This window comes from Chryseobacterium sp. 7, from assembly GCF_003663845.1.
GTDB lineage: Bacteria > Bacteroidota > Bacteroidia > Flavobacteriales > Weeksellaceae > Chryseobacterium.
Genome location: NZ_RCCA01000001.1, coordinates 1,624,592 through 1,648,165, shown reverse-complemented (window position 1 = coordinate 1,648,165; position 23,574 = coordinate 1,624,592). Strand labels below are relative to the sequence as shown.

The following is a 23,574-nucleotide window of genomic DNA, read 5'->3' as shown; positions in this document are numbered from 1 at the left end:
ATGAATTTATCTCTTTATTTTAAAAAATTTTTCAACAACAGCCAGTCTTCAGGAATTATTCTTATTTTCTGTGTACTTATTTCATTGCTTATTGCCAATTCATCTGCTGCAGAGAACTTTCAGCATTTTTTGGATAAAGAGGTTGGCACTCACCTTTTCGGATTGGAATATCCTGTCAGCATCTGGATCAATGACGGATTAATGGCCATATTTTTCCTTCTAGTAGGTCTTGAAATAAAACGCGAACTTGTGGAAGGCGAGCTTTCCTCTTTTAAAAATGCCTCCCTTCCTATTTTTGCTGCCGTAGGCGGAATGCTTGTTCCGGCCGTCATCTACAGCATTTTCAATACAGGTACAGAATACAGCAATGGCTGGGGAATACCTATGGCTACAGACATTGCTTTCTCGCTGGCTATCATTTCGATGCTTGGAAAAAAAATCCCTAATTCTATCAAGATATTTTTAGCGGCACTCGCTATTGTAGACGATCTTGGAGCCATCCTCGTGATTGCCATTTTCTATACAGAGCAAATCCACTGGAGCTATCTTCTATTGTCTTTTGGAGTAACGGCTCTCCTATTTGTTTTAAATTTTTTAAAAGTAACCAAAACGATATTTTATATTATTCCGGGACTATTTCTATGGTATTTCCTTCATCATTCCGGAATTCACGCAACCATAGCAGGGGTTTTACTGGCATTTTCCATTCCAACCAACGCGTCTAATGTAGAAATTTCGCCTTTGGAAAAACTGGAGCATCAGCTTCACATTCCGGTAAGCTTTCTCATTATGCCAATATTCGCTTTGACTAATACCAATATCACTTTTTCCAGTGAAATGGTGGCTGGGGTTACGAGTACATTAGGATTGGGAATTATTTGTGGTCTGGTGTTAGGAAAATTAATAGGAATCAATTTGTTTTCACTAATCGCTATCAAATTAAAACTCAGTTCTCTGCCTCAAAACAGCAACTGGCTTCAAATGATTGGCGTAGGTTTATTGGCCGGAATCGGATTTACCATGTCCATTTTCATTGCATTGCTTTCCTTTAAAGGTGAAATTGAAATTCAGGATGAAGCGAAATTTGCTATCCTGATTGCTTCTTTTGTAGCGGCCATTGCAGGGTTTACCATATTGAGTGTAAGTTCAAAAGAAAATCCAGATCTGGAAGAAAATTAATTTTTCTTCAGATTATCCAGTTTTCTTTGATGTTCCTCATCACTGTCAAAATTAGGTTCTGTAAACTGAGAATGATAATGGATGGTTTCTTTCTGAATTTCATCAGACAGCAGCTTTTCTATTCTCAGCTTTCTGATTGCCATGTTCAGCTCATTCCCAAATAGAAGAAGATACACATTCACATTTACCCAAACCATCAGCAGAATCATACTTCCGATGGATCCGTACAGTACGTTATACCTTGCAATATCCTTTACATAAATGGCGAAAATATAGGTAGTCACCACAAACAGAATAGTAGTTAAAATAGCACCCGGAACAGCCTGACGGAATCTTGAAATTTTCACCGTTCCCAGCCAGTAAAATAAAGTAAGCAGTATAAAATAAAAAAGAGGAAAAGAAACAAATCCAATAATGCTGGAAAGATTATCTACAAGCCAGGTGATATCATAAGCCGGTGTAAAGAGCTTCATTACAACCTCCACATAATACACTCCGAAAAGTGCCAGGAAGACAATAGTAATAAAACCTATGGTGATAAAAAATGAAAGAATAAACTCCTTTACATCGCTCAGTTTTTCATCCGAATTTTCATTAAAACCATTAATCAGAGAAAATGTACCATTTGTAGCAAAAACAAGTGCCAGAACGATGGTCAGGTTACTGATTCCCCTCATATTCGGAATAATACTTTTTTCTATATAACCTCTCACATCACCTTCCATATTCGAAGGGAAAACATTGTGCATCAAAACATCAAAAATATAGAACTGAAGCTTGTCATAATGCGGCATATAAGGCAAAACGGAAAGCAAAAACAGAATAAACGGAAATAAACTGATGGTAAAGCTCCAGGAAATGGCAGCAGCCTTTCTTCCTATTTTACCTTTGAAAATCCCTGAGATATAGATCTGAAACATCTGCCAAAGCGATATTCCCAAAACAGGAATATGGATGCTGTCAAAAAACTCTTGAATCTTCAAAATAAATTTAGGAACCTTTACACTCATCGATCTGTTTGTCTTTATACAAAGGTAGGGGAATTAAATTAAATAGGGAAAAGATAGACGGCAGATGTTAGGTAGTAGGTGGCAGGTTTTAGGGATTAGTGGTTTTGAGTTTGAGAGTTTGAGAGTCGAAGGGCTTTAGAGTCTAAGGTTCAAGGTGACCCGCAACAAAAAGAACCAGCACCCCAAAACCTGCAACAAAATATACTAGCAACTCGAAACCAAAAAACCAGCAACAAATTCACCACGAAACCCTATCTTTGCACTCTGAAACTTCTCACACAATGCGAATCAGTTTACTTTGTATCGGTAAAACAGATGATAAGGAAATTACGTCTTTAATCAGTTATTATCTTAACCGTTTACCCAAACACTGGAATTTTGAAATTACTGAAATACCGGATGTTAAAAATGCTAAAAATCTGTCTTCTGACCTTCTTAAAAAAGAGGAAGCTAAGTTATTCTTAAACCACATTGATAAAACCGATCTGGTTATCATTCTTGATGAAAAAGGAAAACAGTTTACCAGCCGTGAATTTTCGCAGAAAATAGATACATGGATGAATTCTTCTGTGAAAAAAGTACATATTCTGATTGGAGGAGCCTATGGCTTTTCTGAAGAAATCTACAGCAGAGCGAATGAAAAAATGTCTTTATCTAAAATGACTTTTACCCATCAGATGATCCGCCTTTTTATTGTTGAACAACTTTACCGCGCTGATCAGATTCTGCAGGGAAAACCTTATCATAATGATTAAAACAAAAAAGATTGTCCCAAAAGTCAAATAATTTGGCTTTTGTCATTCTGACAAAGGAAGAATCTCATTATAACCAAAAGTATGGGATTCTTCATTACATTTCTGAACTACGTTCGCAGATCTCCAGTCTGTATTCAGAATGACATTTTTGAGACAACCTCTTTTTTATTTCAGACTGATCTGTCTCTTTGCCTCCCCTACTACAAAAGCAACGGAATTGGCAATATTAAAGCTTCTGATGAGCTTCGACATAGGAATGGTTAAATGGTTTTCAAAACGGTCCAGAACCTCTTTACTAAGCCCTACACTCTCCTTTCCGAATACCAGCCAGTCACCGTCCCGAAATTCAGTTTCCAGATATGATTTTTCAGCATGTGAACTCATTAAAAAAACGCGTGACAGATCTGGAATATTGCTAACCCATTCCTCTACATCTGCATATTCAGTAACATCGAGATGTACCCAATAGTCTAATCCGGAACGTTTCAGGTTTTTATCATTAATCACAAATCCAAACGGATGAATTAGGTGTAACCTACTTTCGGTTCCTACACATAGTCTTCCGATATTTCCTGTATTATTGGGTATTTCGGGTTCTACAAGAACAATATTCAACATCTCTCTATCTCTTTATTCGTTTTTTAGTATGGATTTATTTATATGATCTGGATTGGAATTTTGTAATTTATTTCTTTACACATTTAGCATAAACATCTGTCAGCACTGCTTTTTCATAGCCTAAAGCTACAGCCTTATCAAGATTTTCGCAGGCTTCCTTAATTTTGGAAGTATCGAACAGGATCATTGCTTTGCTCACATAAGATTGTGCAAATTTCGGGTCTATGGAAATTGCTTTATTGGCATCTGTAAGCGCTTCCTTGTATTTTTTCATTTTAAAATAAACATCTGCACGTCCGTTGTAAAGCAATGATTCCGGTTTTTCGGAAAGAAGTTGATTATAATCTTTTAAAGCACCTTCCAGATCGCCATTATTCTTTTTCAGATTGGCCAATCCTGTTTTGGCAAAAAGATTGTCAGGAGCAAAAGTCAGAATCTGATTAAGATCTTTAATGGCAAGATCTTTTTTCCCTTGGCTGTCGTAAATTTTGGAACGGGTAAGGTATAAATCCGGAGTTTCGGCATTCACCTGAAGTCCTTTTTCAATATATTCCAGCGCTTTCACCTTATTTCCTTTCTGGCTGTAAAGTGATGCAAGATTGGCATACACAGAAACTGACAAAGGGTTTGCTTTCAGGGCAGATTCATAAGATTTAAAAGCCTGGGTGCTTTTTCCGAGTCTTCTCTGAGATGTTCCAAGATAATCGTAATATTCCGATTGAAATTTTTGAATCTGTTCTTTCTCTGCCAGCTTTAAATACTGCTCTTCGGCACATTTATAATCGGCTTTGTTAAAACATTCTTCAGCCAGTTTTTTATCCTGGGCATAGAAATTAAGGGAAACACAGAGGGAAGTTACTAGTAATAAGTTTTTTTTCATAAGGTTATAGCTTGTTTATTGATCACTTTTTTGGCGAGTGCACCAAATATCACTCCCAATAAAGATCCAACAAACGCCCCCACCAAAATATCTATCGGGAAATGCACTCCTAAATATATACGGCTGTAGGAAACCACCAGAGCCCATACAAATATAGCATATGGAAACCATTTAAGTTTATTTTTCAATAAAATACTTAAAAAAGAAGCCAAAAAGAAGGTATTGGAAGCATGGGCAGAATAAAAACCATACTGTCCGCCGCATTTCACGATTCTCATATGATGCTCCAAAGTAGGATCATGGCACGGCCTCAGCCTTGCCACACCATATTTGAAAACACTGGCCAACTGATCAGAAACCGTTGCACCAATAGCCAAAAATATAAGGATAAAAACTAAAGATCTTAGTTTATAACTTTTGTATAAAAAATAAAGGAATATAATATAAAGAGGCACCCAGATCCAGGTACTGGAAATCAGCATCCAAAACTGGTCGAAAGATGAATCGCCCAAATTGTTAAGGTAAAGAAATACCGCTTTATCTTCCTGAATAATCTCTTCCATGATTATCTGCTTACAGGTCCTTCGTAAGTATCATCATCCGCCGGCTTCGGTTTTGGAGGTTCATTAGAAGCTACAGAAGAAGGCTCCGTAAGAATATCTTTCTTAATATCATTCATCGGGTTGAAATCCTTTGCAGCATCTTTTACCTTTTCAATCTCACGCTTGATTTCAGAAACAGGGTTATCTGTCTCCTTCATGATTTCAGTTTTAATATCTTCTACTGCTCCACGCATTTTTCTAACGCCTGCACCTAAGTCACGCGCAATCTGAGGAAGTTTATCCGGACCGAATAATACAACGATTGCAATGGCAATGAGTGCCATTTCTCCAATGCTTAATTCCATGGCGTAAAATTACAAAAGATTATTGCATTTACGGACTGTAAACTAAAAATTTAAACAAATTTTAAGATTTTATAAAGTTCTTGGGGTTTCGGGGTACGAGTTTAATTTGTTGTTGGTTTTTTGGATGTTGCAAGTTACGGGTTACTCATAACCTTAAACTCTCAAACTCACCCCTAATCCCTAATCCCTAATTCCTGCTATCTACCACCTCCTACCTATTAATTAACAAATACTTAATTCAAAACAATGAGAATTACGTAACATTTCTGTATATTTATGATACACAACCTAATAAATATTTAATATGAAAAAATTAGTGACTACTTTTAAAGTTTTCGCTGTACTTTCAGTACTGGCACTCCAAAGCTGCCGTGACGAAAACAACGAAATGAACCAACAGGAAACGACACAGGCAAAAATAACCGCAGATGATCTGAAAAAGGAAATTATTCCTCTCCCATCAAAAGTGGTTCCTGATGCCGTTCAACTTCAACTGAATGAATCTCAAAAAAATCTTGAAACGTATCTGAAAAATGATTTACAGATTGCAGGAGTAGCTGTTTTGGGAAAAATTACTCCAAAAGGAATTGAGCTTTCCAAAAGCCTGATTACTGATAAAGACCAGTACATTGCTTCTGGAAACATTATGGATCCGTCTTCCGTAAAAATTGGGAAAATTGGTGATCTGTATACTGGTGAAGATCTTACAACAGCGCAACAGGGATTAAAAGATGCTATTACTGAAGAAGTAAAATCCGATACCAATGTCATGGAAATTACATGGAACAGCAAAGATGGAAAATTTACCACTGTCTGTTTTTATAATGATTCAGGAATTATCTGGGATAATATTTTCGGGGGACTTGTCATGATGGACACCCGTGGAAATTCGGAGGCTTCTAACAATCAGGCTGCGAAAGTGGTTTCTACCTGGTATAAACAATGGTGGACGGCCAACTGGCTATGGGGATCCAAGAGAGGAGAAGCTGGATACCAAATTACGATTTATTATTCCGGGTCTACCGTTTCCAATGCGGATGTAAGCGACTGGGGATATATCAGCTTAGGAAAAGCAAAAAGCGAGAGCAAAATCACTAAGAAAACAGGTGCTTATGGGCAATGCCGTTATGCATTAGGAATGTGTACTCCTACAGGTTCTTTAAGCTTTAATTCAAGTAATTTCACGGTATCATTCTCAGGGTTAGGCAGTAATATTGTAAGTAACGGGACAAAATCCCTTTACCCATAATTATTTTCATAATAAAAATCTGATTTTAAACGAAACGGGAAGCTCTGCGAGCTTCCCGTTTTTTATTTTCAAAAATGATATTTTTTTTAAATTTTATTAAGCATTTACTTTAGATTTCAAGGCTTCTATTGCATTCTCTTTCAGCCCAAAAGTATTAACCAGAATTTCATACAGCTGCATGTCATTTTCTATAGATATAGATTCTTTCTCACCATCATTGGACCGTATATTCAAAACACCGTCAGTATAAGTATAACGGGCATTTTCATCTACTTTTGAAAGAATCAGTCTGTTTTTAAAATGAGAATCCGGGTGGGTGGACAAATACCAGTTGGAAATATCAAGGTCAATTGGCTCTACATGCTCAATTATGAAGCGGTACACCGGAAGCCACTGTTCTTTCCACATCCAGAGTGTATGGGTTTCTTCTTTTTTAGAAACTTTAAATATTCCGTTGGGGGTTTGCTGCTGATCTTCTTCATTTAAAAGAATGGGTGTTGTAAGAGTTGCCGTTCCAAAACCGCAGTCTACCACATATTTTTTCCCTTCAAAATCTACAATAAGCAACAGATGGGTTTGTGCAGCAATGCTGTCTTCCTGCCTGCCCCATACTACTCTTCCAAGCTGAAGTTTTACATTGAAACCTAAAGCTTTTAAAACTTCACTCAAAAGCTGATTCTGTTCATAACAATATCCACCTCTGGATTCGAGAACCAGTTTTTTGAAAATATCATCAACTTTTAAAGAAGGAACTGTTCCTGTATAAGGGTCAATATTCTCAAAAGGAATATATTTGGGATGAAGCTGGTGTATTTTTCTTAACGTTTCCATATTCAATTCCGGAGTTCCCGAGAAATGAATTCTTTCGAAATACTTTTCCAGTTCTGATGTATTCATAATTTGTTTTTTGGGTTTCAAAAGTAAGTAAAAACTACTTCTGTAAAATTATTGAATAGATTGAACCCGGAACAGCATATATATTCGGAATAGAACAAATCTATTGTTAATGAAGATCTTTTTTCGAGGTTACATCTACGACATCTTTTCCTTTTTTCTGAAAAGCAGAATACGTAATCACAACACTGATCGCCATTAGAACAAACGCTAAAAAGAACGGTGCTCCGGAAAATTTGAAAGGTGCTTCATCATGCGTGAAATAGTAGAACAGGTTCGTCATCATTGGAGGTCCGATAATAGATGTAGCACTCATTAAACTCGTTAATGCCCCTTGAAGCTCTCCCTGTTCGTTGGAAGGAACGCTTTTCGTGATAACAGACTGCAAAGCCGGACCACAAATTCCTCCTAAACAGTAAGGCACCAAAAATACAAACATCATCCATCCTTCGGAAGCAAAAGCAAATAACAACATTCCTAAAGCATAGAAAGCCAGTCCGTAATAAATGCTTTTCTGCTCTCCCAGCCTTGGTGTCGTATATCTGATAAGTCCACCTTGTACAAGGCCTACTAATAAACCTACTACTCCTAGTGAAATTCCCACCATTCTTTCCGTCCAGCTGAATTTATACATCGTAAAAAAGCTCCAGTTACTCTGTACAGCATGACCAGCAATATAAATCAATATCAGTGAAACGATAAGTCCTGAAATTTCAGGGTGTTTACCTAAAAATTTAAATGAACCAATAGGATTGGCGCGCTTCCAGTCGAATTCCCTTCTTTTATCTTTATCCAAACTTTCAGGAAGGATGAAATATCCATACAGGAAATTAAGCAAGCATAATCCCGCAGCTGCATAGAAAGGTACTCTGGCACCATAGTGGCCAAGAACTCCACCCAGAACAGGCCCTATAATGAATCCAAGACCGAAGGCAGCACCAATCAGTCCAAAATTCTTAGCCCTGTCTTCATCCGTTGAAATATCTGCAATATAGGCACTGGCAGTGGTGACACTGGCCCCCGTAATCCCGGCAATAACCCTTCCTAAAAACAGCCACCAAATAGTAGGAGCCAAAGCAAGAAAGATATAATCTATTGCAAATCCAAAGAGTGAAATCAGGATAATAGGTCTTCGTCCGTATTTATCACTCAGGTTTCCTACGAGCGGAGAGAAAATAAACTGTGTAAATGCATAGGCAAATCCTAACCAGCCGCCATATTTTGCAGCTTCGCTGATGTCTGCATGAATAAGCTCCTCAATCAATTTAGGAACCACAGGAATAATGATACCCCACCCTGTAATGTCGATCAGTAAAGTAATAAATATGAAGCCTATAGCCGCTTTTTTCTTTGAATTTTCCATGATGGTGCAAAATTAATCAAATCTGGAAAATAATGGTTCTAAATTGTAGTGTATTAAAGAAGTATAATATAAACTCGTAAATTAAAACATTCAGGAAAACAAAACCCTGCTTCATATTTGTTTGGAAACAGGATTTTATCATGAACAAGAAATTCGTTTTTGTTAATTGTGAGTCATTCTGGCACAGATCACTCTGTTGGTGACGATACCGTTAATCTGGCAATTTTGTTTTAAGATCACTTTCACTACATTACTATATAGATAGGCAGATATATTACCATTCAGTACAGATCTTACTCCTCTCCGGTAATAAGTGGTTTGCATAACGGCCGGAGCGTCATAAGTGGCGAATGTAGCATTCGTAATATCTGTAAATGTAATATTATCTGTAGAGCTTTGCCACTGATATTCTGCCAAACCGGATATCAATTCACCCGTAATCTGAGTAAACAGGGCAGGATCATTGCTGATATCCATACACACGGTCTGATCTGCTGCAATTGTTCCAGGAGCATTCACAGAATTGACAAAAAGTCGTCCCACAGCAGAAATTCCCTGGAAGAAGCAGGTATTGAAACTGGAGTTCGCCACCACTCTGTATTGATTATTATTAAAATTTACAGGAGCATTGCTAATGGTAAGGGTGGATAAATTAACATTGCTGTAATGGGTATCATCTGTAAGATCAGTCCATGTGCTGCCGTTAAAAACCTGCCATTGATACGTAATATTATCAGGAGTTTCATCTGTAGGTATATTATTGATTACAGCAGTCATTGTTGCAGATCCCCCGGCAGCTACAGTTTTATCAGTAGGCTGAGACAGATACGTCATAGGAGCAAGGTAATACTCTGAAAGAATATTATATACTCTTATTTGGCTGAATACAAGACCTGCACCTAAAAGTTCATTAAAAACCAGCCGTACTTCATCCCAAGCTGCCGGTGGAGTTACTTTAATGAGCCTGCGCTGCTGGTTGTCTCCAAGGTCTAATAAAAAATGTTCATTAATTCCAGTGACATAAACTTCCTGCCCATTGTTATAGAAAACAAAATTTCCTGCATTAAAGCTGGCATACAAATTAAAACCATCCGAAGCAAAGTCAATATAAACAGGTTTATTGGCCTGGAAATCGGCTCCGGTAGTCCCTACTCCTAAAGACATACTGCAAAAGACTCCAACACCTGTGCCTGGCTTCAGAGATGCGTATGAATTCACGTCCGTATCCGTCATATTATCCGGATTAATGGTTTCTTTCCCCAGCCTGATACAAAGAAGCCCTCCATCATCTGAGCTTGAAGTATTGGTATCCAGCAATCTTCCACATCCGCCATTGGGTAGAACTACCATCTCCTGGGACAACAATTGGGCGGATACCACAAAACATATCATGGTAAGAGCACAACGTAATATTGAATTTATTTTCATCACCAAAAATTTTAAAAGTTAATTGTGTACGAGATAATACTCATCCTTCAGTAAGGATGATCACAAAACAGTATGTCATTTAAAACTACTTGATTACAAATACAATATTAACAAAAGAGCATGCAGTGGCTGATCCTATCACATCATAACTTAATATTCCGTTAGCATCAATACTTACATTACTTAAAACCGTATTATCAAAATCAGTTACATAATAATACAAATCTGATGCATTGGTAAAGAAAGGGATACCTGCCGGAGCTCCAGTACTCGATACTTTAGGAGTGGAAAACTGAGTCTGATAAAGCTGGAATAAATTTTTGGTTCTTCCCGTACCCATAGTAGAAGTATCAATACTAATGGAAGGCATGTAGAAAAATTTAACAATATTACCGCTGATCGGTACCCAATTCGGGCTGGCTGGTATTCCTATATTTTGTGTCAATGCCTGTCTAGTGAGATCATACACCAGCAAACCGTTAGCCGGATTAGTAATTGTTGACAGATCAGAAATTCTAGGGATTAATACTCCCTTATTGGGGTCAGAAACATCTAATGCAGAACTCATATCGGGGTTGGGAATTCCTATCCCGATTTGCGAGAATAGAGAACTGCCGGCAAGTAATGCCACAGTAATGAATAATTTTTCGATTTTCATTTTGGTTTTTTGTTTTGGTTAATGTAAAGATAAAATATTCTACTACATAAATTGTCATTTAATCGTAAAAAAATCACTTCCAAACCTATAACAAAAGACTCATTACCAATGCATTACATATAAAAAATTAATCAAAACAGTTGGAATTATTAAACATAATTCTACCATATGGTGATTATTTAAATTAACTTTAATCAAAAGCTATGCTATGTAATGCATACAAATTATCTAAAAATGGACTAATCCATATATGAACAAAAAAAGACCGTTTCTTTCGAAACGGTCTTTACTAATTTATTGTAGTTTGTATTACTTTGAAGCAAGTTCTTCTTTAGCAGAAGTGGATTTCCCATGTACTTCATCTTCTTTTCCTGTTTTAAGGAAATCATAAGCAATTGCAGACGCAATAAATATGGATGAGTAAGTACCGAATCCAATACCGATTAGCATTGCAAACATGAATCCTCTCAGGTTATCCCCCCCAAAGATGAAGATCGCAAGGATCACCAAAATCGTAGTGAACGAGGTGTTGAATGTTCTACCCAATGTACTTGAGATAGAGTCATCAAACAGACCTGCTAATGTTAAAGATTTTTTCTCTCTCAGGTATTCTCTAATTCTGTCGAAAATAATTACCGTATCGTTAATTGAGTATCCTAATACGGTAAGGATCGCAGCAATGAAATCCTGGTTGATCTCCATGTTGAATGGCATATACTTGTGAAGCAATGAATAGGCTCCTAAGATAATAACCGCATCATGGAATAGGGCAGCAACCGCTCCAAGAGAGAACTGCCATTTTCTAAATCTTATTAAGATATAGATAAAGATCATTGCTAATGCAGCCAATACGGCATAGATCCCGTGAGTCTGGATATCGTCAGCAACAGAAGGTCCTACTTTCTCTGAAGAAATAATTCCTGCGTGGTCTTTATCAGCAGATTTGAAATCTTTCAGTGTAGTTCCTGCCGGTAAGTTTGATTTTAAACCTTCGAATAGTTTTTGTTCAATAATCTGGTCAGCCTTTAAAGATTCGTCCTCAATAAGGTAATCTGTAGAAATCTTTAATTGCTTGTTGTTTCCGAAAGTTTTAGCTTCTACAGAAGAGTTTTTACCATCTTCAGTTTTGAATAAAGCTACTAATTTATCTTCTACATCTTCAGCTTTTACATCTTTATCAAATCTAACTACGTAATTTCTCCCTCCGGTAAAGTCGATACCGTATTTGAAACCGTGAGTTGCGATTGAAATGATACACACTACTGTAAGAACAGCAGAAACGATGTATGCATATTTTCTCTTTCCAATGAAATCGATCCAGGTATTTCTGAACAGGTTCTTCGTAGCCGGAGTCCATACAGAAAGACCTTTTCCTTTGTTTAATCTTGAGAAGATCATTACTCTTGAAAGAAGTACAGAGGTAAATAATGTCATTAGAATACCGATCATCAACGTCAGTGCAAAACCTTTAATAGGTCCTGTTCCGAAGAAGAACAATACAACTGCCGTTAAGAAAGTCGTAGTGTGACCGTCAATAATCGCATTCAATGCATGTTTGAAACCATCTTTGTAAGCTTCAAGAATACTTTTCCCTGCAAATAATTCTTCTTTAGTTCTTTCATAAATGATAACGTTCGTATCCACCGCTACTGCCATGGTAAGAACGATACCCGCGATACCTGGAAGTGTAAGTGTAAAGTCACCAGAATCCATAATACCGAAAATATAGAATAAGTTGATCACCATTGCAATTACCGCATATACCCCAGCTCCACCGTAGTAGAAAATGATATACACAATGATAATAGCAAATGCAATAATGAACGACATTAAACCTGAATCAATAGCCTCCTGTCCTAAAGACGGACCTACAACGGTAGCCTGAACTACTTTTGCACCTGCAGGCAATTTACCAGCACCTAATACGTCTACTAATTCCTTAGCTTCTTCCTGAGAGAAGTTACCAGAGATCTGAGTTCTACCGTTAGGAATAGCACCTACAACATTCGGAGCTGTATATACTCTGTTATCGAGAGTTACTGCAACCGGTTTTCCAACGTTTTTCTCCGTTAATGTTTTCCATTCTTTAGCTCCTTTAGAGTCCATCTGCATGTCTACCACTACTCTGCTTAGTTCATCGTAGCTGATATTTGCAGTTTCCACAGCACCGTCTACCGGAGCTTTTTGGTTGATGTTACCTCTGATAGCATACAATACTAAGCTTTCAGCATCTGTAGCTTCAGGTTTGTATCCCCACATGAACTGGGTATATTTAATGTTGGACGGACGTAAAGACTGCCCTACTTTGCTGTTCAAAATCTTGTTTACAACTGCAGTATCAGATAGTTTTACGTTGGCAACACCATTCGTTCTTAATTTGTCAAGCTGTAAAAGGTTCATGAAGTTCACATTCTTTGCCACTCCCATAGAATCTCCTTTTGCAGCAACCATAGTGGTCAAAGTCTGGAAATAAGGTGCAATTTCAGGAACCTGCTGTACTTCCCAGAACTGAAGTTTTGCAGAAGTCTGAAGCATTTTCTTCACTTTATCGATGTCCTTCATACCAGGCATTTCCACAGAAATTCTAGCGGTACCAGGTACTCTCTGAACGTTTGGCTGGATGGCTCCAAGCTTGTCAATTCTCGTTCTGATCACCTCGAAAGCTGTTCCTACAGACGCATCAATTTTTCTTTTAACAATGCTTTTCACCTGCTCATCAGGAGTATTGTACTTCACCTCAGTAAGGGTTGTATTTCCGAAAATTTCCGGATCTGCCAACTTAAGGTTTGTTCCTTTAGCTTTGTTAACTACATCGAACTGGTCAAAGAAGTTGTCGATGTAAGGTCTTGTAGAATTCTTCTGTGCTTCATCAGTTTTGTTTAAAGCCTCAATAAGAACAGGATTGGTAGAATAATTGGTTAAATCATTCACAAGATCTCTTTGGTTGATCTCCAAAAGAACGTTGATCCCTCCTTTTAAGTCAAGACCAAGTTTCATTTCCTTGTCTTTGGCTTTAGTGTAATAAAGTTTAGTGAATCCTAAATTCAAAGTATCCTTAGAAAGTCTTGTAATTTCTTTCTGATACTTCTCCGGATTGTCTCCTGCAATAGCAGTTGCCTGCTTTTCAATTTTGCTGGCGTACCATGTTGGTAATAGCTCGTTTAAGCAAATCAACCCTAGTACAATAGCGACAATTGTAATAAGTCCTTTTCCTTGCATTTTGTTATAACTACGTTAAATTAAGTCGGCAAATATAATGATTTTCTTGTATTTTATGAATTTTTAACAACAGAAATGGTTTATTTTCAGATATATTGGTATTGTGATTTCTATTTAAGATTTAACAATTTTTTCTTGCTATCATAGTGAAGTCTTCAAAATCTGATTGGTATAAAATTTTCATTCACTTCTTCAACACTCTAACTCTCAAAATATTATGAAAAAACTACTTTTTAGCATCAGTATTTTTTCTTCCTTAATTGTTAATTCTCAAAGCATTAATTTGGAAGAATTTGTGACAGGGCTTACGAGTCCTGTAGAGATTACGAATGCCAATGACAGCCGGCTTTTTGTGGTACAGCAGAACGGTATCATTAAAATTATTCAACCTAACGGGACAATTAACGCAACCAATTTTCTGAACATCAGTTCTAAAATTGTTTTTGGAGGCGAAAGAGGCCTTTTGGGACTTGCATTTCATCCACAATACTCTACCAACGGGTATTTTTTTGTGTATTATAACAATCCTTCGGGAAACATTATTGTTGCCAGATACAGTGTAAGTTCCACAGATTCAAACGTAGCCGACCCTGCTTCCGAAAAAATCTTGCTGAACATTCCCAAACCTTTCGACAATCACAATGGAGGAAGCATTCATTTTGCTCCTGACGGAAAACTCTGGATCATCACCGGAGACGGAGGAAGTGGCGGTGACCCCAATAATAATGCCCAAAACAAAAATTCGCTGCTGGGAAAAATGCTGAGAATAGATGTAGATGCCACTGGGCCTTACAATATTCCACCTGATAACCCTTTTGCAGGAGCAGATGTGGATGGCTCAGACGAAATTTGGGCTTATGGTCTTAGAAACGGATGGAAATTTTCCTTTGACCTGACTACAGGAAATGTTATGATTGCAGATGTGGGACAAGGAGCCATTGAAGAAATCAACAAAATGCCCATTACTACTGCCGGATTAAATTATGGCTGGCGCTGCTATGAAGGAAATAACACCTACAATACCACAGGATGTGCAGCACAGGCTACAATGACTTTTCCTATTGCGGTATATGATCATTCGGGAGGAAAATGTTCCATCACGGGCGGTTATGTATACAGAGGAACTCAATATCCTACACTGCAGGGGAAATATTTCTTCGCGGATTACTGTTCTTCCCAAATCGGAGTTCTGGACAGCAACAATGCAATAACATGGACTTCTCCTTATTCCGGAAACAACTTTTCTACTTTTGGAGAGGACTATCAAAAAGGATTGTATGTAGCAGCCGTCAACAGCGGAAAAATATTTAAAATTTCAACAGGAACTTTAGGCACTCAGGAAAACACTTTAGGAAGTATCAAAGTTTACCCCAACCCTGCTTCAAAAGAAATTTTCATTGATGGCGTGAAAGATAAAAAAGCAACGTTGGAAATTATCAGTGCAGAAGGGAGAAAAGTATTGGAAACAGATCAGATCACAAGCGGTAAAGGCATCAATATTTCAGGAATACCTGCCGGAGTATATTTTATCAATCTAAAATCAGGGGAATTAAAATCTTATAGCCAGAAATTAATTATTAAATAGCACTATTTTTTAACATGGCATGCATAAGTGTTCCTCTAATCCGGAGAGCAATAAAGTATTTCAACTAAAATCTTAAAGCCAATAAAAAAGCGGTTCAGATCTGAACCGCTTTTTGCTTATATTGTCATGGAGAAAATCCTCGTTTCCGGTTTGTTTCTCATCATTCTCAGATCAAAGACCATAGCTACGTTTCTTGTGAAAGCTCTTCCTTCTTCTGTAATTTTAATTTCGGTTCCGTTGATCTCAACCAAACCGTCATTTTCCATTTCTTGCAGCATTTCCAGTGCATTTTCAAGTTCAGGGAAAGAATTATTGACGTCAAATGTTGTTTCAAGCTGGCACATTAAATTCAGAATATGTCTTCTTACAATAAGATCTTCTTCACTCAGTACGTGCCCTTTTACAACAGGAATTTCTCCCTCTTCCACCATTTTCTGATATTCTTCAACGGTTTTTATATTCTGGGCAAAAGCATACCAGGAATCTGAAATAGCAGACATTCCAAGGCCAACCATTAACTGGGTTTTGCTTGAAGTATAGCCCATGAAGTTTCTGTGAAGTTTTTTATGAATCAAAGACTGGTACAGATCATCATGCTCAAGAGAGAAGTGATCCATCCCCACTTCAATATATCCTAAATCCTGAAGAAGTCTTTTACCATCTTCATACAAACGGCGCTTTTCTTCTCCACTTGGAAGGTCATTTTCATCAAAACCTCTCTGTCCAACCCCTTTCACCCATGGAACATGCGCATAAGAATAGAATGCCAGTCTGTCTGGCTTCAGCTCCATAGTTTTTCTGATTGTATGTTCCATTGCGTCCCAATTCTGGTGCGGCAACCCAAAAACAAGATCATGGCTGATTCCTCTGTAACCAATTTCCTTCGCCCATTCTGTAACATTCTTTACATTTTCAAATGGCTGAATTCTATTGATCGCTTTCTGAACTTTCGGATCATAATCCTGAACTCCGAAACTTACTCTTCTGAAACCAAGGTCGTACAAAGTCTGAAGATGCTCTTTCGTAGTATTGTTTGGGTGTCCTTCAAAAGAAAATTCCTGATGTTCCGCAATCTCTACTGTTGAAAAAATACCTTCCAGCAATGTTCTTAAATTCTCAGGAGAGAAGAAAGTAGGCGTACCTCCACCAAGGTGTAATTCTTTAAGTTTAGGTTTTTCGTTGAAAAGATCCAGATAAAGTTTCCACTCTTTCAAAACGCTTTCCAGATAAGGTACTTCCACACTATGCTGTTTCGTAATACGTTTATGACATGCACAGAACGTACACAATGCCTCACAGAAAGGCAAATGGATATAAATAGAAATTCCCTCCTCTGCATTGCTTTCATGAAAAGACCTGATTACGGTTTCCTTCCACTTTTCCGGTGAAAATGTAGATTCATCCCAATATGGAACGGTAGGATAAGAAGTGTAACGCGGTCCGGGAATATTATACTTATCTATTAAAGAGTTCATTTTGAAAATTAAATTTTATAGGGGTATGAAATTTAACATAATTAAAATTTCACCTTACAAAATTAACCATTAGTTATGAATTTTAGCCTATGAATTATATTAGGTTCTATTTTATAATGAGTCTAAATACGTATGATCAGGCTTTTGACAAATAGTGATAAATTCTATATCTGATATTTAAAATTTTAATTTCATCACCGCAATTCTGTTATTTCCTGCAAGAGCTACATTGTTAGCATCAATCCATTGGCAGACAAAGAAACCCTTTTCATCGGAAATTTTCTTCCATGTTTTTCCAAAGTCTGAAGAATAGCTGATGTGCCTGTCTCCTACTGCAATGATCTCTTTCCCTTTGGACCCGGGTTTAATTTTTACACAGGTGCTGTAGCCCGCATTCTGTCCGGACGCCTGAATCTGCCATGTCTCTCCGCCATCATAAGTGGTTGCCATATTATTGACGTTAGCTTCCTGTCTGGTATAATCTCCTCCAACCGCAATCCCGAACTTATCTTCATAAAAATCTATAGAATACATTCCCTGTGAAGATTCTCCCTGGATAAAAGGAGTTTCAATAATTTTCCAATCTAATCCTTTCTGCTTAAAAATTCTGGAAGCTTTTCCACCGGTTGCAATCCAAAGGATATCTTTGTAGGAAGCAATATTGGTATTGCTGGCAGCAAATGCGGCCTCCCCTTCTTTCAGCTTTAACTTTTCATGATTGCTGATGGGAGGATTCCATAGCTCATACATTTTCTTTTGCGGGAACAATAATGCCAGTTTCATCAAAAGATTTTTATCCGGATCACTGAACGTTATACCATATCCGTCTTTTACAAAATGTAAGGCATCATAAAAAGCGGTTTTGGCAGTATCTTTAAAAACAACCTGAGATTTCAGATCTTTTTTATCAATTTTAAAAAAATATGCGGGACTTTCGATATTAATTGCATAAAAGGAAGTTTTGTCCTGTGCCAATGTTCTGAACTGAAGCTTATCTTCCGACAGCTTTATCTGTTTCTGATTTTTATAATCTTGAAGATCCACGAACCCAAATTTGGAATCTGTACCACTGTACCACACTTTATGATCATACAGCTCAATAGCCCTGATACTGATTTTATCATTAAGAATAGTTTCAATACTTTCCACCTGCTGAGAAAACGCTGTAAGTCCTAAAGACATCAATAAAATGGAGAAAATCTTTTTCATATACATATTGTAATTATAAGACAAAAAAAACCGCCGAAGCGGTTTATATTATTATTAATCTTGGTTCTGATATTTTTCAGGATTATTAAGTTTACTGTTTGATTTTCCATAAAGGAAATATACCAAACCTCCTAAGAATAACCATACCGCGGAAAGCTCCAATGCATGAGCACTTAAATTAAATATCAAATAAATATTGATAAATACACCCAATGCTACTACAATTTTATAAGCAGGAACTTTGAAAGGTCTGATCAGATTCGGTTCTTTTTTTCTCATTACCCAAACTGCAATACAAACCAGTGTAAATGCAAACAGAGTTCCGAAACTTGTCATATCAGCCAATGTTGAAATAGGTGTAAATGCCGCGATTAATGCTACAACAATTCCTAACAAAATGATTCCTTTGTAAGGTGTTTTTGTTTTTGGATGAAGATCACCAAAGAATTTAGGAATCAATCCGTCTTTTGCCATACCGATGAAGATTCTGGACTGTCCCATCATCATTACCATTACTACAGAAATTAATCCTACAGTAGCAGCGATTGTTACAATATTACTCGCCCAGTGTTTTCCTGCAATTTCAAAAGCATACGCTACAGGAGCCTTGATAGCATCAGGATATTTACCTTCCGGGTTAAAGTCTGTATAATGCATCATTCCTGTTAATACAAGAGATACACAGATGTATAAAGCAGTACAAACCAATAATGAAGCAATAATCGCGAAAGGCACATCTTTTTTAGGGTTAATAGCCTCTCCAGCCTGTGTAGAAACAGCATCAAAACCAATATAAGCAAAGAAAATAGCTGCTGCTCCGGAAATAATTCCTTTAATACCATAGGCAGAGACCATATCTCCCTCAGAATTTTTAATCTGAACCTGATCCGGAATAAAAGGTTTCCAGTTTTTAACACCATCTACAGCGTTATAAAGATCAGTATTAGAAAAAATAATATAGACCCCGGCGATAATAACGAAGATAACCGCTGATGTTTTCATTAAAACGATCAGGTTATTTGCTCCTGCAGCTTCTTTAGTTCCCTTTACCAGTAGTGCAGTAATTAAAAGAACAAGAATAAATGCAGGCAGGTTCATTGAAAAACCATCTCCGGTATAACTTGCCGGATCTGACGTAAGATATGCTGGCAAATGAATATTAAAAATTTTCAAAAATTTATTAAAATATCCGGACCAGCTCACGGAGACCGCCATACTCGCCATAGCATATTCGAGGATGAGACACCACCCCATGGCCCATGCAAAAATTTCTCCTACCGTTCCATACGCATAAGCATAAGCTGAACCTTCTACAGGAATAATGGATGCAAACTCGGCATAGCACAATGCAGCAAAAACGCAGGCAATACCCGCTATAATAAAGGAAATTGCAAGCGCAGGCCCTGCATGATAATAGGCTCCTGTTCCGGTAAGAACGAAAATTCCACCACCAATGATAGCACCTACTCCAATTGCTGTTAAACTCCATTTTCCAAGGACTTTTTTCAGCTCACTTTTCTTCATATCTGCCTCATAGGCACTGAGTGGCTTTTTGACCCAAATTTTCGACATAATTTTTTTTATTTTAAGAATTTACGAAAGTATAAAAAATTTAGATACTTTCACTTTAATCGTTAAACTTTCATCATTTATTTTACATTAAAACTTCTAAAACCTGAACAACACATTATATAATCCATTTTAAAAAGTCCATATTTTTGCTTATTTTTGATTGCATGAATTTATATAATCTTTTTGTAAAGCCTTATAAAAGCTATGATTTTTTACAAATTACGTTGGAAACATCAGGTGCAATTTTCGGAATACTGAGCGTATTTTTTTCCATAAAGAAAAATATATGGGTCTACCCTACCGGCATTATCTCGACGCTGATTTATGTATATCTTCTTTTCAATGCCGGGCTGCTGGGAGACTGTATGATTAACGTCTATTATACAGTAATGAGTATCTATGGATGGATTTTATGGGCTAAAAATTCTGAAGACAACATTCATGTGGATGTTAATTGGGCTTCTAAAAAAGAATGGATCTATGCCAGCATACTTTTTATTCTAAGCCTCGCACTTGTTACTCTCATTTATTATTACAAACCTTATATTGATAATAAATTTTCCATGGAAGGAACCAGTCTTGGATTATATCATCTGGACTGGGCCAATTGGATGGATGTTTTTACCACTTCAATATTTTTAGTAGGAATGTGGTTTATGGCCAAACAGCGCATTGAGAGCTGGATTTTTTGGATCATCGGAGACCTTATTTGTATACCAATGATGATTTTTAAGGGACTTGGTATCACTTCGGTTCAATATTTGGTATTTACTATAATGGCTATCTTAGGATACGTCAATTGGAAAAAAAGTTTTAAAGAAAAAAAAGTACAATAAAGTCATGAAAAATTTATTTAAAATAGCAGTCAGTATTTTTGCTATTACCAGTTTAACATCTTGTTTAGCATATACCGATGGATACGGTAGCAATAGCGGAGGTTATGGTTATGGAGATCCCTATTATAACAACGGATATTACTATGCTCCTTCCGGATATTACGGAAGCGGAGGATATTATGGTAATGACGGCTATTATTACAGAAATAACGTTAATTACTACTATGATAGCGGCGTGCCTTATTATTATGAAACTTATAACAACTCCAGAAGAAAAGTATATGTAGAAAGAAGATCTTCCAGCTCTTCAAGACCTGCAAACGGATTCCAGAATACACGTACTACCAATAGTAACGGTTCTTACAATAACGGAGGCGGTTTCAATAATGGTACCAGAAACAACAATGGAGGATTCAGAAACCAAAACAGTGGCTATCAGAACAACCAGGGAAATCAGAATAACCAAAACGGAGGATTCAGAAACCAAAACAGCGGCGGATTCAGAAATCAAAGCAGCGGTTCTCAGAATACCCAGGGAAGCCAGGGTACACAAAATAACAGTGGATTCAGAAACCAAAACAGCAGCGGCGGTTTCAGAAATTCTGAAAGCAGTACAAGATCAGAGTCTTCCGGCGGCGGATTCAGAAACAGTTCGAGTGGTACCCAAAGCACTAGTTCAAGCAGACAACAGAGCAGCGGAGGCGGCTTTAGATAAAACGATTATAAATAACAAAACGAACAGCTAACACTGTTCGTTTTTCATTTAAAATATAGTAATTTTGCTTCTTCATTTAACAAAAAAATATGGAATTTTATAAATATCAGGGAACAGGGAATGATTTTGTGATGGTAGACAACCGTGATCTGCAGTTTACTAAAGATAAAAACAGTATAGAGAAATTATGTGACAGACGTTTTGGGATAGGTGCTGATGGTCTTATTCTACTGGAAAACGATCCGAACTATGATTTCAAAATGGTTTATTATAATTCTGACGGTGGAGAAAGCACCATGTGCGGAAACGGGGGAAGATGTCTTGTAGCTTTTGCTTTTTTCCTTGACATTTTTGAAGATAAATGCAAGTTCATTGCAACAGACGGAGAACATGAAGCCGAAATCCATAACGGAGTTATAAAATTAAAAATGATTAATGTGGAGACAATTTCACATGACGGAAATGATTTTGTTCTGAATACCGGATCTCCCCACTATGTAAAATATGTGGAAAATCTAAAAGATTATCACGTATATGACGAAGGATATGCAATCAGAAATTCAGAAAAATATAAAGAAAAAGGAATCAATGTGAATTTTATAGAAAAAATTTCTGATGATGAAATTTTTGTAAGAACCTATGAACGAGGCGTTGAGGACGAAACTTACAGCTGCGGAACAGGAGTTACAGCTTCTGCTTTAACTTTTCTTCAAAAACATAATCTAACCTCTGTAAAAGTTAAAACTTTAGGTGGAAACCTTAAGGTATATGCTGAAAAAAGCGGTAACGCATTCCAGAACATTTGGCTGGAGGGTCCCGCAAAGCAGGTTTTTAGAGGTAAAACAGATCTTCTTTAAAAACAAATAACTTTTAATCAACATTTAATAAGAATGAAAAAAGCTATTCTCATTATCATTCTGCTGGTTTTTGTAGTGGCAGGATTTTTTGGTTTTAGATTTTATAATAAATATTTAGGAAACAATGTAGAAAAGGATGGTTATGTTCTAATTCCTCACAGAGCAGGTTTTAAGCAGATCATGGATTCTATTGCTCCTTATATTAAAGACAAGGAATCTTTTGAAGCGGTGGCTAAAGAAAAAGGGCTTGACACCAATTTCAAAGCAGGGCGATACCACATAGCAAGCGGAACGGGAAACAAAAACCTTGTGAATATGATCAAAGCAGGTAATCAAACAGCAAATTCTTACAGAATTGGAGATTTTGGAGACATGTACCAGATGATCGGTAAGGTTACCAAAAAAACGGAAATTGATTCATTGCATTTCATTAATGATCTGGATGTTGTTGCACAAGAGAAAGGCTATAAAAATGTAGAAGATTTAAAAAAATATTTTTTCATTGATACTTATAAATTCTTCTGGACGGTAAGCCCAAGAGAGTTTTTTGCAAAATTTGAAAATCAGTATAATGATTTCTGGACGAGCGAAAGAAAAACTAAAGAGCAACAGTCTGGTCTTACAAGAGATCAGATCTATGCGCTGGCTTCTATTGTTTATAAAGAATCCGGAGGAAAAAAAGATGAAATGAAAACAATTGCAGGATTATATTTGAACCGTTACAGAAAAGGCATGAAACTTCAGTCTGATCCTACGGTAATCTATGCAATTAATAAGCAGACCAATTTTAAAGAACCTATAAAAAGAGTATTATATAAGCATTTGTCTACACCATCACCTTATAACACCTATGCCAATGCAGGTATTCCTCCGGGGCCTATCTGTGTAGTGGATAAGAATTCAATAGATGCTGTTTTAAATGCTGAAAACAACAATTTTATATTTATGTGTGCAGATCCGGCAAGGTTTGGGTACCATAAGTTTACGGCAAACGCTGAAGAACATGCCGTGAATGCAAAGGCTTATCAGGACTGGCTGAACTCCAAAAATATAAAATAAGCTTAGAAAGCACCTAAAAATTTATACAGTTAGAAAAACAATATACGACCATAATATTTTGACAATCAAATCGATATGGATATTCAAAATAGTAAGGGTTATTCTT

21 protein-coding genes are annotated in these 23,574 nt (G+C 36.9%); 8 read left to right on the top strand and 13 right to left on the bottom strand.

The features are described 5' to 3' along the window. Positions 1-1,179, top strand: a complete 1,179-nt coding sequence (gene nhaA, locus CLU97_RS07550) for a Na+/H+ antiporter NhaA (protein WP_121487383.1) — start codon at positions 1-3, stop codon at positions 1,177-1,179. On the opposite strand, the gene CLU97_RS07545 is transcribed toward nhaA, so the two are convergent. Further along, entirely contained in the window at positions 1,176-2,189 is a 1,014-nt protein-coding gene (locus CLU97_RS07545; RefSeq protein WP_121487382.1) for a YihY/virulence factor BrkB family protein, read from the bottom strand. The genes nhaA and CLU97_RS07545 overlap by 4 nt on opposite strands. Before the next feature lie 281 nt (positions 2,190-2,470). Here CLU97_RS07545 and CLU97_RS07540 point away from each other — a divergent pair, with 281 nt between their 5' ends. After that, positions 2,471-2,944 carry a 23S rRNA (pseudouridine(1915)-N(3))-methyltransferase RlmH gene (locus CLU97_RS07540; protein ID WP_121487381.1) on the top strand — a complete coding sequence of 158 codons (474 nt, stop codon included), beginning with the start codon at positions 2,471-2,473 and terminating at the stop codon, positions 2,942-2,944. Positions 2,945-3,109: 165 nt separating this feature from the next. On the opposite strand, the gene CLU97_RS07535 is transcribed toward CLU97_RS07540, so the two are convergent. The 4 genes from CLU97_RS07535 to CLU97_RS07520 all read right to left on the bottom strand — a co-directional run bounded on the left by CLU97_RS07535 (position 3,110) and on the right by CLU97_RS07520 (position 5,349). Further along, positions 3,110-3,562 (bottom strand): tRNA (cytidine(34)-2'-O)-methyltransferase, encoded by a 453-nt coding sequence (locus CLU97_RS07535; protein WP_121487380.1) that lies wholly within the window; start codon positions 3,560-3,562, stop codon positions 3,110-3,112. A 67-nt stretch (positions 3,563-3,629) separates the two neighbouring features. After that, the gene (locus CLU97_RS07530) at positions 3,630-4,442 is read right to left on the bottom strand and encodes a tetratricopeptide repeat protein (protein WP_121487379.1); all 813 of its coding nucleotides are present in this window, start codon (positions 4,440-4,442) and stop codon (positions 3,630-3,632) included. Next, on the bottom strand, positions 4,439-5,005 hold the full coding sequence (locus tag CLU97_RS07525) for a phosphatase PAP2 family protein (protein WP_121487378.1): 567 nt from the start codon (positions 5,003-5,005) through the stop codon (positions 4,439-4,441). The genes CLU97_RS07530 and CLU97_RS07525 overlap by 4 nt, the downstream gene beginning before the upstream one ends. A gap of 2 nt (positions 5,006-5,007) precedes the next feature. After that, positions 5,008-5,349 (bottom strand): twin-arginine translocase TatA/TatE family subunit, encoded by a 342-nt coding sequence (locus CLU97_RS07520; protein ID WP_105701607.1) that lies wholly within the window; start codon positions 5,347-5,349, stop codon positions 5,008-5,010. 304 nt (positions 5,350-5,653) lie between these two features. Between CLU97_RS07520 and CLU97_RS07515 the strand changes: the two genes are divergently transcribed. Further along, positions 5,654-6,598: a hypothetical protein gene (locus tag CLU97_RS07515; RefSeq protein ID WP_121487377.1), complete on the top strand. Its 945-nt coding sequence runs from the start codon at positions 5,654-5,656 to the stop codon at positions 6,596-6,598. Between the two features lie 96 nt (positions 6,599-6,694). On the opposite strand, the gene CLU97_RS07510 is transcribed toward CLU97_RS07515, so the two are convergent. The 5 genes from CLU97_RS07510 to secD all read right to left on the bottom strand — a co-directional run bounded on the left by CLU97_RS07510 (position 6,695) and on the right by secD (position 14,160). Continuing rightward, on the bottom strand, positions 6,695-7,495 hold the full coding sequence (locus CLU97_RS07510; RefSeq protein WP_121487376.1) for an arylamine N-acetyltransferase family protein: 801 nt from the start codon (positions 7,493-7,495) through the stop codon (positions 6,695-6,697). A gap of 106 nt (positions 7,496-7,601) precedes the next feature. Then, complete coding sequence (locus tag CLU97_RS07505; protein WP_121487375.1) at positions 7,602-8,855, bottom strand: TCR/Tet family MFS transporter; 1,254 nt, start codon at positions 8,853-8,855, stop codon at positions 7,602-7,604. Positions 8,856-9,017: 162 nt separating this feature from the next. Next, a complete protein-coding gene (locus tag CLU97_RS07500; protein WP_147436464.1) occupies positions 9,018-10,283 on the bottom strand; it encodes a hypothetical protein in 1,266 nt (421 codons plus the stop codon). Positions 10,284-10,368: 85 nt separating this feature from the next. Then, positions 10,369-10,941, bottom strand: a complete 573-nt coding sequence (locus tag CLU97_RS07495; protein ID WP_121487373.1) for a hypothetical protein — start codon at positions 10,939-10,941, stop codon at positions 10,369-10,371. Between the two features lie 309 nt (positions 10,942-11,250). After that, a complete protein-coding gene (gene secD, locus CLU97_RS07490; RefSeq protein WP_121487372.1) occupies positions 11,251-14,160 on the bottom strand; it encodes a protein translocase subunit SecD in 2,910 nt (969 codons plus the stop codon). A gap of 217 nt (positions 14,161-14,377) precedes the next feature. Here secD and CLU97_RS07485 point away from each other — a divergent pair, with 217 nt between their 5' ends. Beyond that, the gene (locus CLU97_RS07485) at positions 14,378-15,745 is read left to right on the top strand and encodes a PQQ-dependent sugar dehydrogenase (protein WP_121487371.1); all 1,368 of its coding nucleotides are present in this window, start codon (positions 14,378-14,380) and stop codon (positions 15,743-15,745) included. 116 nt (positions 15,746-15,861) lie between these two features. On the opposite strand, the gene hemN is transcribed toward CLU97_RS07485, so the two are convergent. From hemN to CLU97_RS07470, 3 genes are all read right to left on the bottom strand, one after another. Beyond that, positions 15,862-17,220 (bottom strand): oxygen-independent coproporphyrinogen III oxidase, encoded by a 1,359-nt coding sequence (hemN, locus tag CLU97_RS07480; protein WP_121487370.1) that lies wholly within the window; start codon positions 17,218-17,220, stop codon positions 15,862-15,864. 177 nt (positions 17,221-17,397) lie between these two features. After that, the gene (locus CLU97_RS07475; RefSeq protein WP_121489680.1) at positions 17,398-18,429 is read right to left on the bottom strand and encodes a WD40/YVTN/BNR-like repeat-containing protein; all 1,032 of its coding nucleotides are present in this window, start codon (positions 18,427-18,429) and stop codon (positions 17,398-17,400) included. Positions 18,430-18,483: 54 nt separating this feature from the next. Further along, entirely contained in the window at positions 18,484-20,001 is a 1,518-nt protein-coding gene (locus tag CLU97_RS07470) for an amino acid permease (protein WP_121487369.1), read from the bottom strand. 164 nt (positions 20,002-20,165) lie between these two features. Between CLU97_RS07470 and pnuC the strand changes: the two genes are divergently transcribed. The 4 genes from pnuC to mltG all read left to right on the top strand — a co-directional run bounded on the left by pnuC (position 20,166) and on the right by mltG (position 23,468). Then, the gene (gene pnuC / locus CLU97_RS07465; protein ID WP_121487368.1) at positions 20,166-20,837 is read left to right on the top strand and encodes a nicotinamide riboside transporter PnuC; all 672 of its coding nucleotides are present in this window, start codon (positions 20,166-20,168) and stop codon (positions 20,835-20,837) included. Positions 20,838-20,841: 4 nt separating this feature from the next. Then, positions 20,842-21,552, top strand: coding sequence for a hypothetical protein (locus tag CLU97_RS07460; RefSeq protein WP_121487367.1), 711 nt, complete (start codon positions 20,842-20,844; stop codon positions 21,550-21,552). 89 nt (positions 21,553-21,641) lie between these two features. Further along, the gene (dapF, locus tag CLU97_RS07455) at positions 21,642-22,409 is read left to right on the top strand and encodes a diaminopimelate epimerase (RefSeq protein WP_121487366.1); all 768 of its coding nucleotides are present in this window, start codon (positions 21,642-21,644) and stop codon (positions 22,407-22,409) included. A gap of 33 nt (positions 22,410-22,442) precedes the next feature. Continuing rightward, complete coding sequence (gene mltG, locus CLU97_RS07450; protein ID WP_121487365.1) at positions 22,443-23,468, top strand: endolytic transglycosylase MltG; 1,026 nt, start codon at positions 22,443-22,445, stop codon at positions 23,466-23,468. Positions 23,469-23,574: the final 106 nt, after the last annotated feature.

Coding starts and splice junctions, on each gene's coding strand:
- CLU97_RS07460 (WP_121487367.1), top strand. CDS start 20,842: ATGAAAAATTTATTTAAAATAGCAGTCAGTATTTTTGCTATTACCAGT.
- CLU97_RS07515 (WP_121487377.1), top strand. CDS start 5,654: ATGAAAAAATTAGTGACTACTTTTAAAGTTTTCGCTGTACTTTCAGTA.
- pnuC (WP_121487368.1), top strand. CDS start 20,166: ATGAATTTATATAATCTTTTTGTAAAGCCTTATAAAAGCTATGATTTT.
- dapF (WP_121487366.1), top strand. CDS start 21,642: ATGGAATTTTATAAATATCAGGGAACAGGGAATGATTTTGTGATGGTA.
- CLU97_RS07510 (WP_121487376.1), bottom strand. CDS start 7,495: ATGAATACATCAGAACTGGAAAAGTATTTCGAAAGAATTCATTTCTCG.
- CLU97_RS07535 (WP_121487380.1), bottom strand. CDS start 3,562: ATGTTGAATATTGTTCTTGTAGAACCCGAAATACCCAATAATACAGGA.
- CLU97_RS07485 (WP_121487371.1), top strand. CDS start 14,378: ATGAAAAAACTACTTTTTAGCATCAGTATTTTTTCTTCCTTAATTGTT.
- mltG (WP_121487365.1), top strand. CDS start 22,443: ATGAAAAAAGCTATTCTCATTATCATTCTGCTGGTTTTTGTAGTGGCA.
- CLU97_RS07505 (WP_121487375.1), bottom strand. CDS start 8,855: ATGGAAAATTCAAAGAAAAAAGCGGCTATAGGCTTCATATTTATTACT.
- CLU97_RS07520 (WP_105701607.1), bottom strand. CDS start 5,349: ATGGAATTAAGCATTGGAGAAATGGCACTCATTGCCATTGCAATCGTT.
- CLU97_RS07540 (WP_121487381.1), top strand. CDS start 2,471: ATGCGAATCAGTTTACTTTGTATCGGTAAAACAGATGATAAGGAAATT.
- CLU97_RS07530 (WP_121487379.1), bottom strand. CDS start 4,442: ATGAAAAAAAACTTATTACTAGTAACTTCCCTCTGTGTTTCCCTTAAT.
- CLU97_RS07495 (WP_121487373.1), bottom strand. CDS start 10,941: ATGAAAATCGAAAAATTATTCATTACTGTGGCATTACTTGCCGGCAGT.
- hemN (WP_121487370.1), bottom strand. CDS start 17,220: ATGAACTCTTTAATAGATAAGTATAATATTCCCGGACCGCGTTACACT.
- CLU97_RS07525 (WP_121487378.1), bottom strand. CDS start 5,005: ATGGAAGAGATTATTCAGGAAGATAAAGCGGTATTTCTTTACCTTAAC.
- CLU97_RS07545 (WP_121487382.1), bottom strand. CDS start 2,189: ATGAGTGTAAAGGTTCCTAAATTTATTTTGAAGATTCAAGAGTTTTTT.
- secD (WP_121487372.1), bottom strand. CDS start 14,160: ATGCAAGGAAAAGGACTTATTACAATTGTCGCTATTGTACTAGGGTTG.
- CLU97_RS07500 (WP_147436464.1), bottom strand. CDS start 10,283: ATGAAAATAAATTCAATATTACGTTGTGCTCTTACCATGATATGTTTT.
- CLU97_RS07475 (WP_121489680.1), bottom strand. CDS start 18,429: ATGAAAAAGATTTTCTCCATTTTATTGATGTCTTTAGGACTTACAGCG.
- nhaA (WP_121487383.1), top strand. CDS start 1: ATGAATTTATCTCTTTATTTTAAAAAATTTTTCAACAACAGCCAGTCT.
- CLU97_RS07470 (WP_121487369.1), bottom strand. CDS start 20,001: ATGTCGAAAATTTGGGTCAAAAAGCCACTCAGTGCCTATGAGGCAGAT.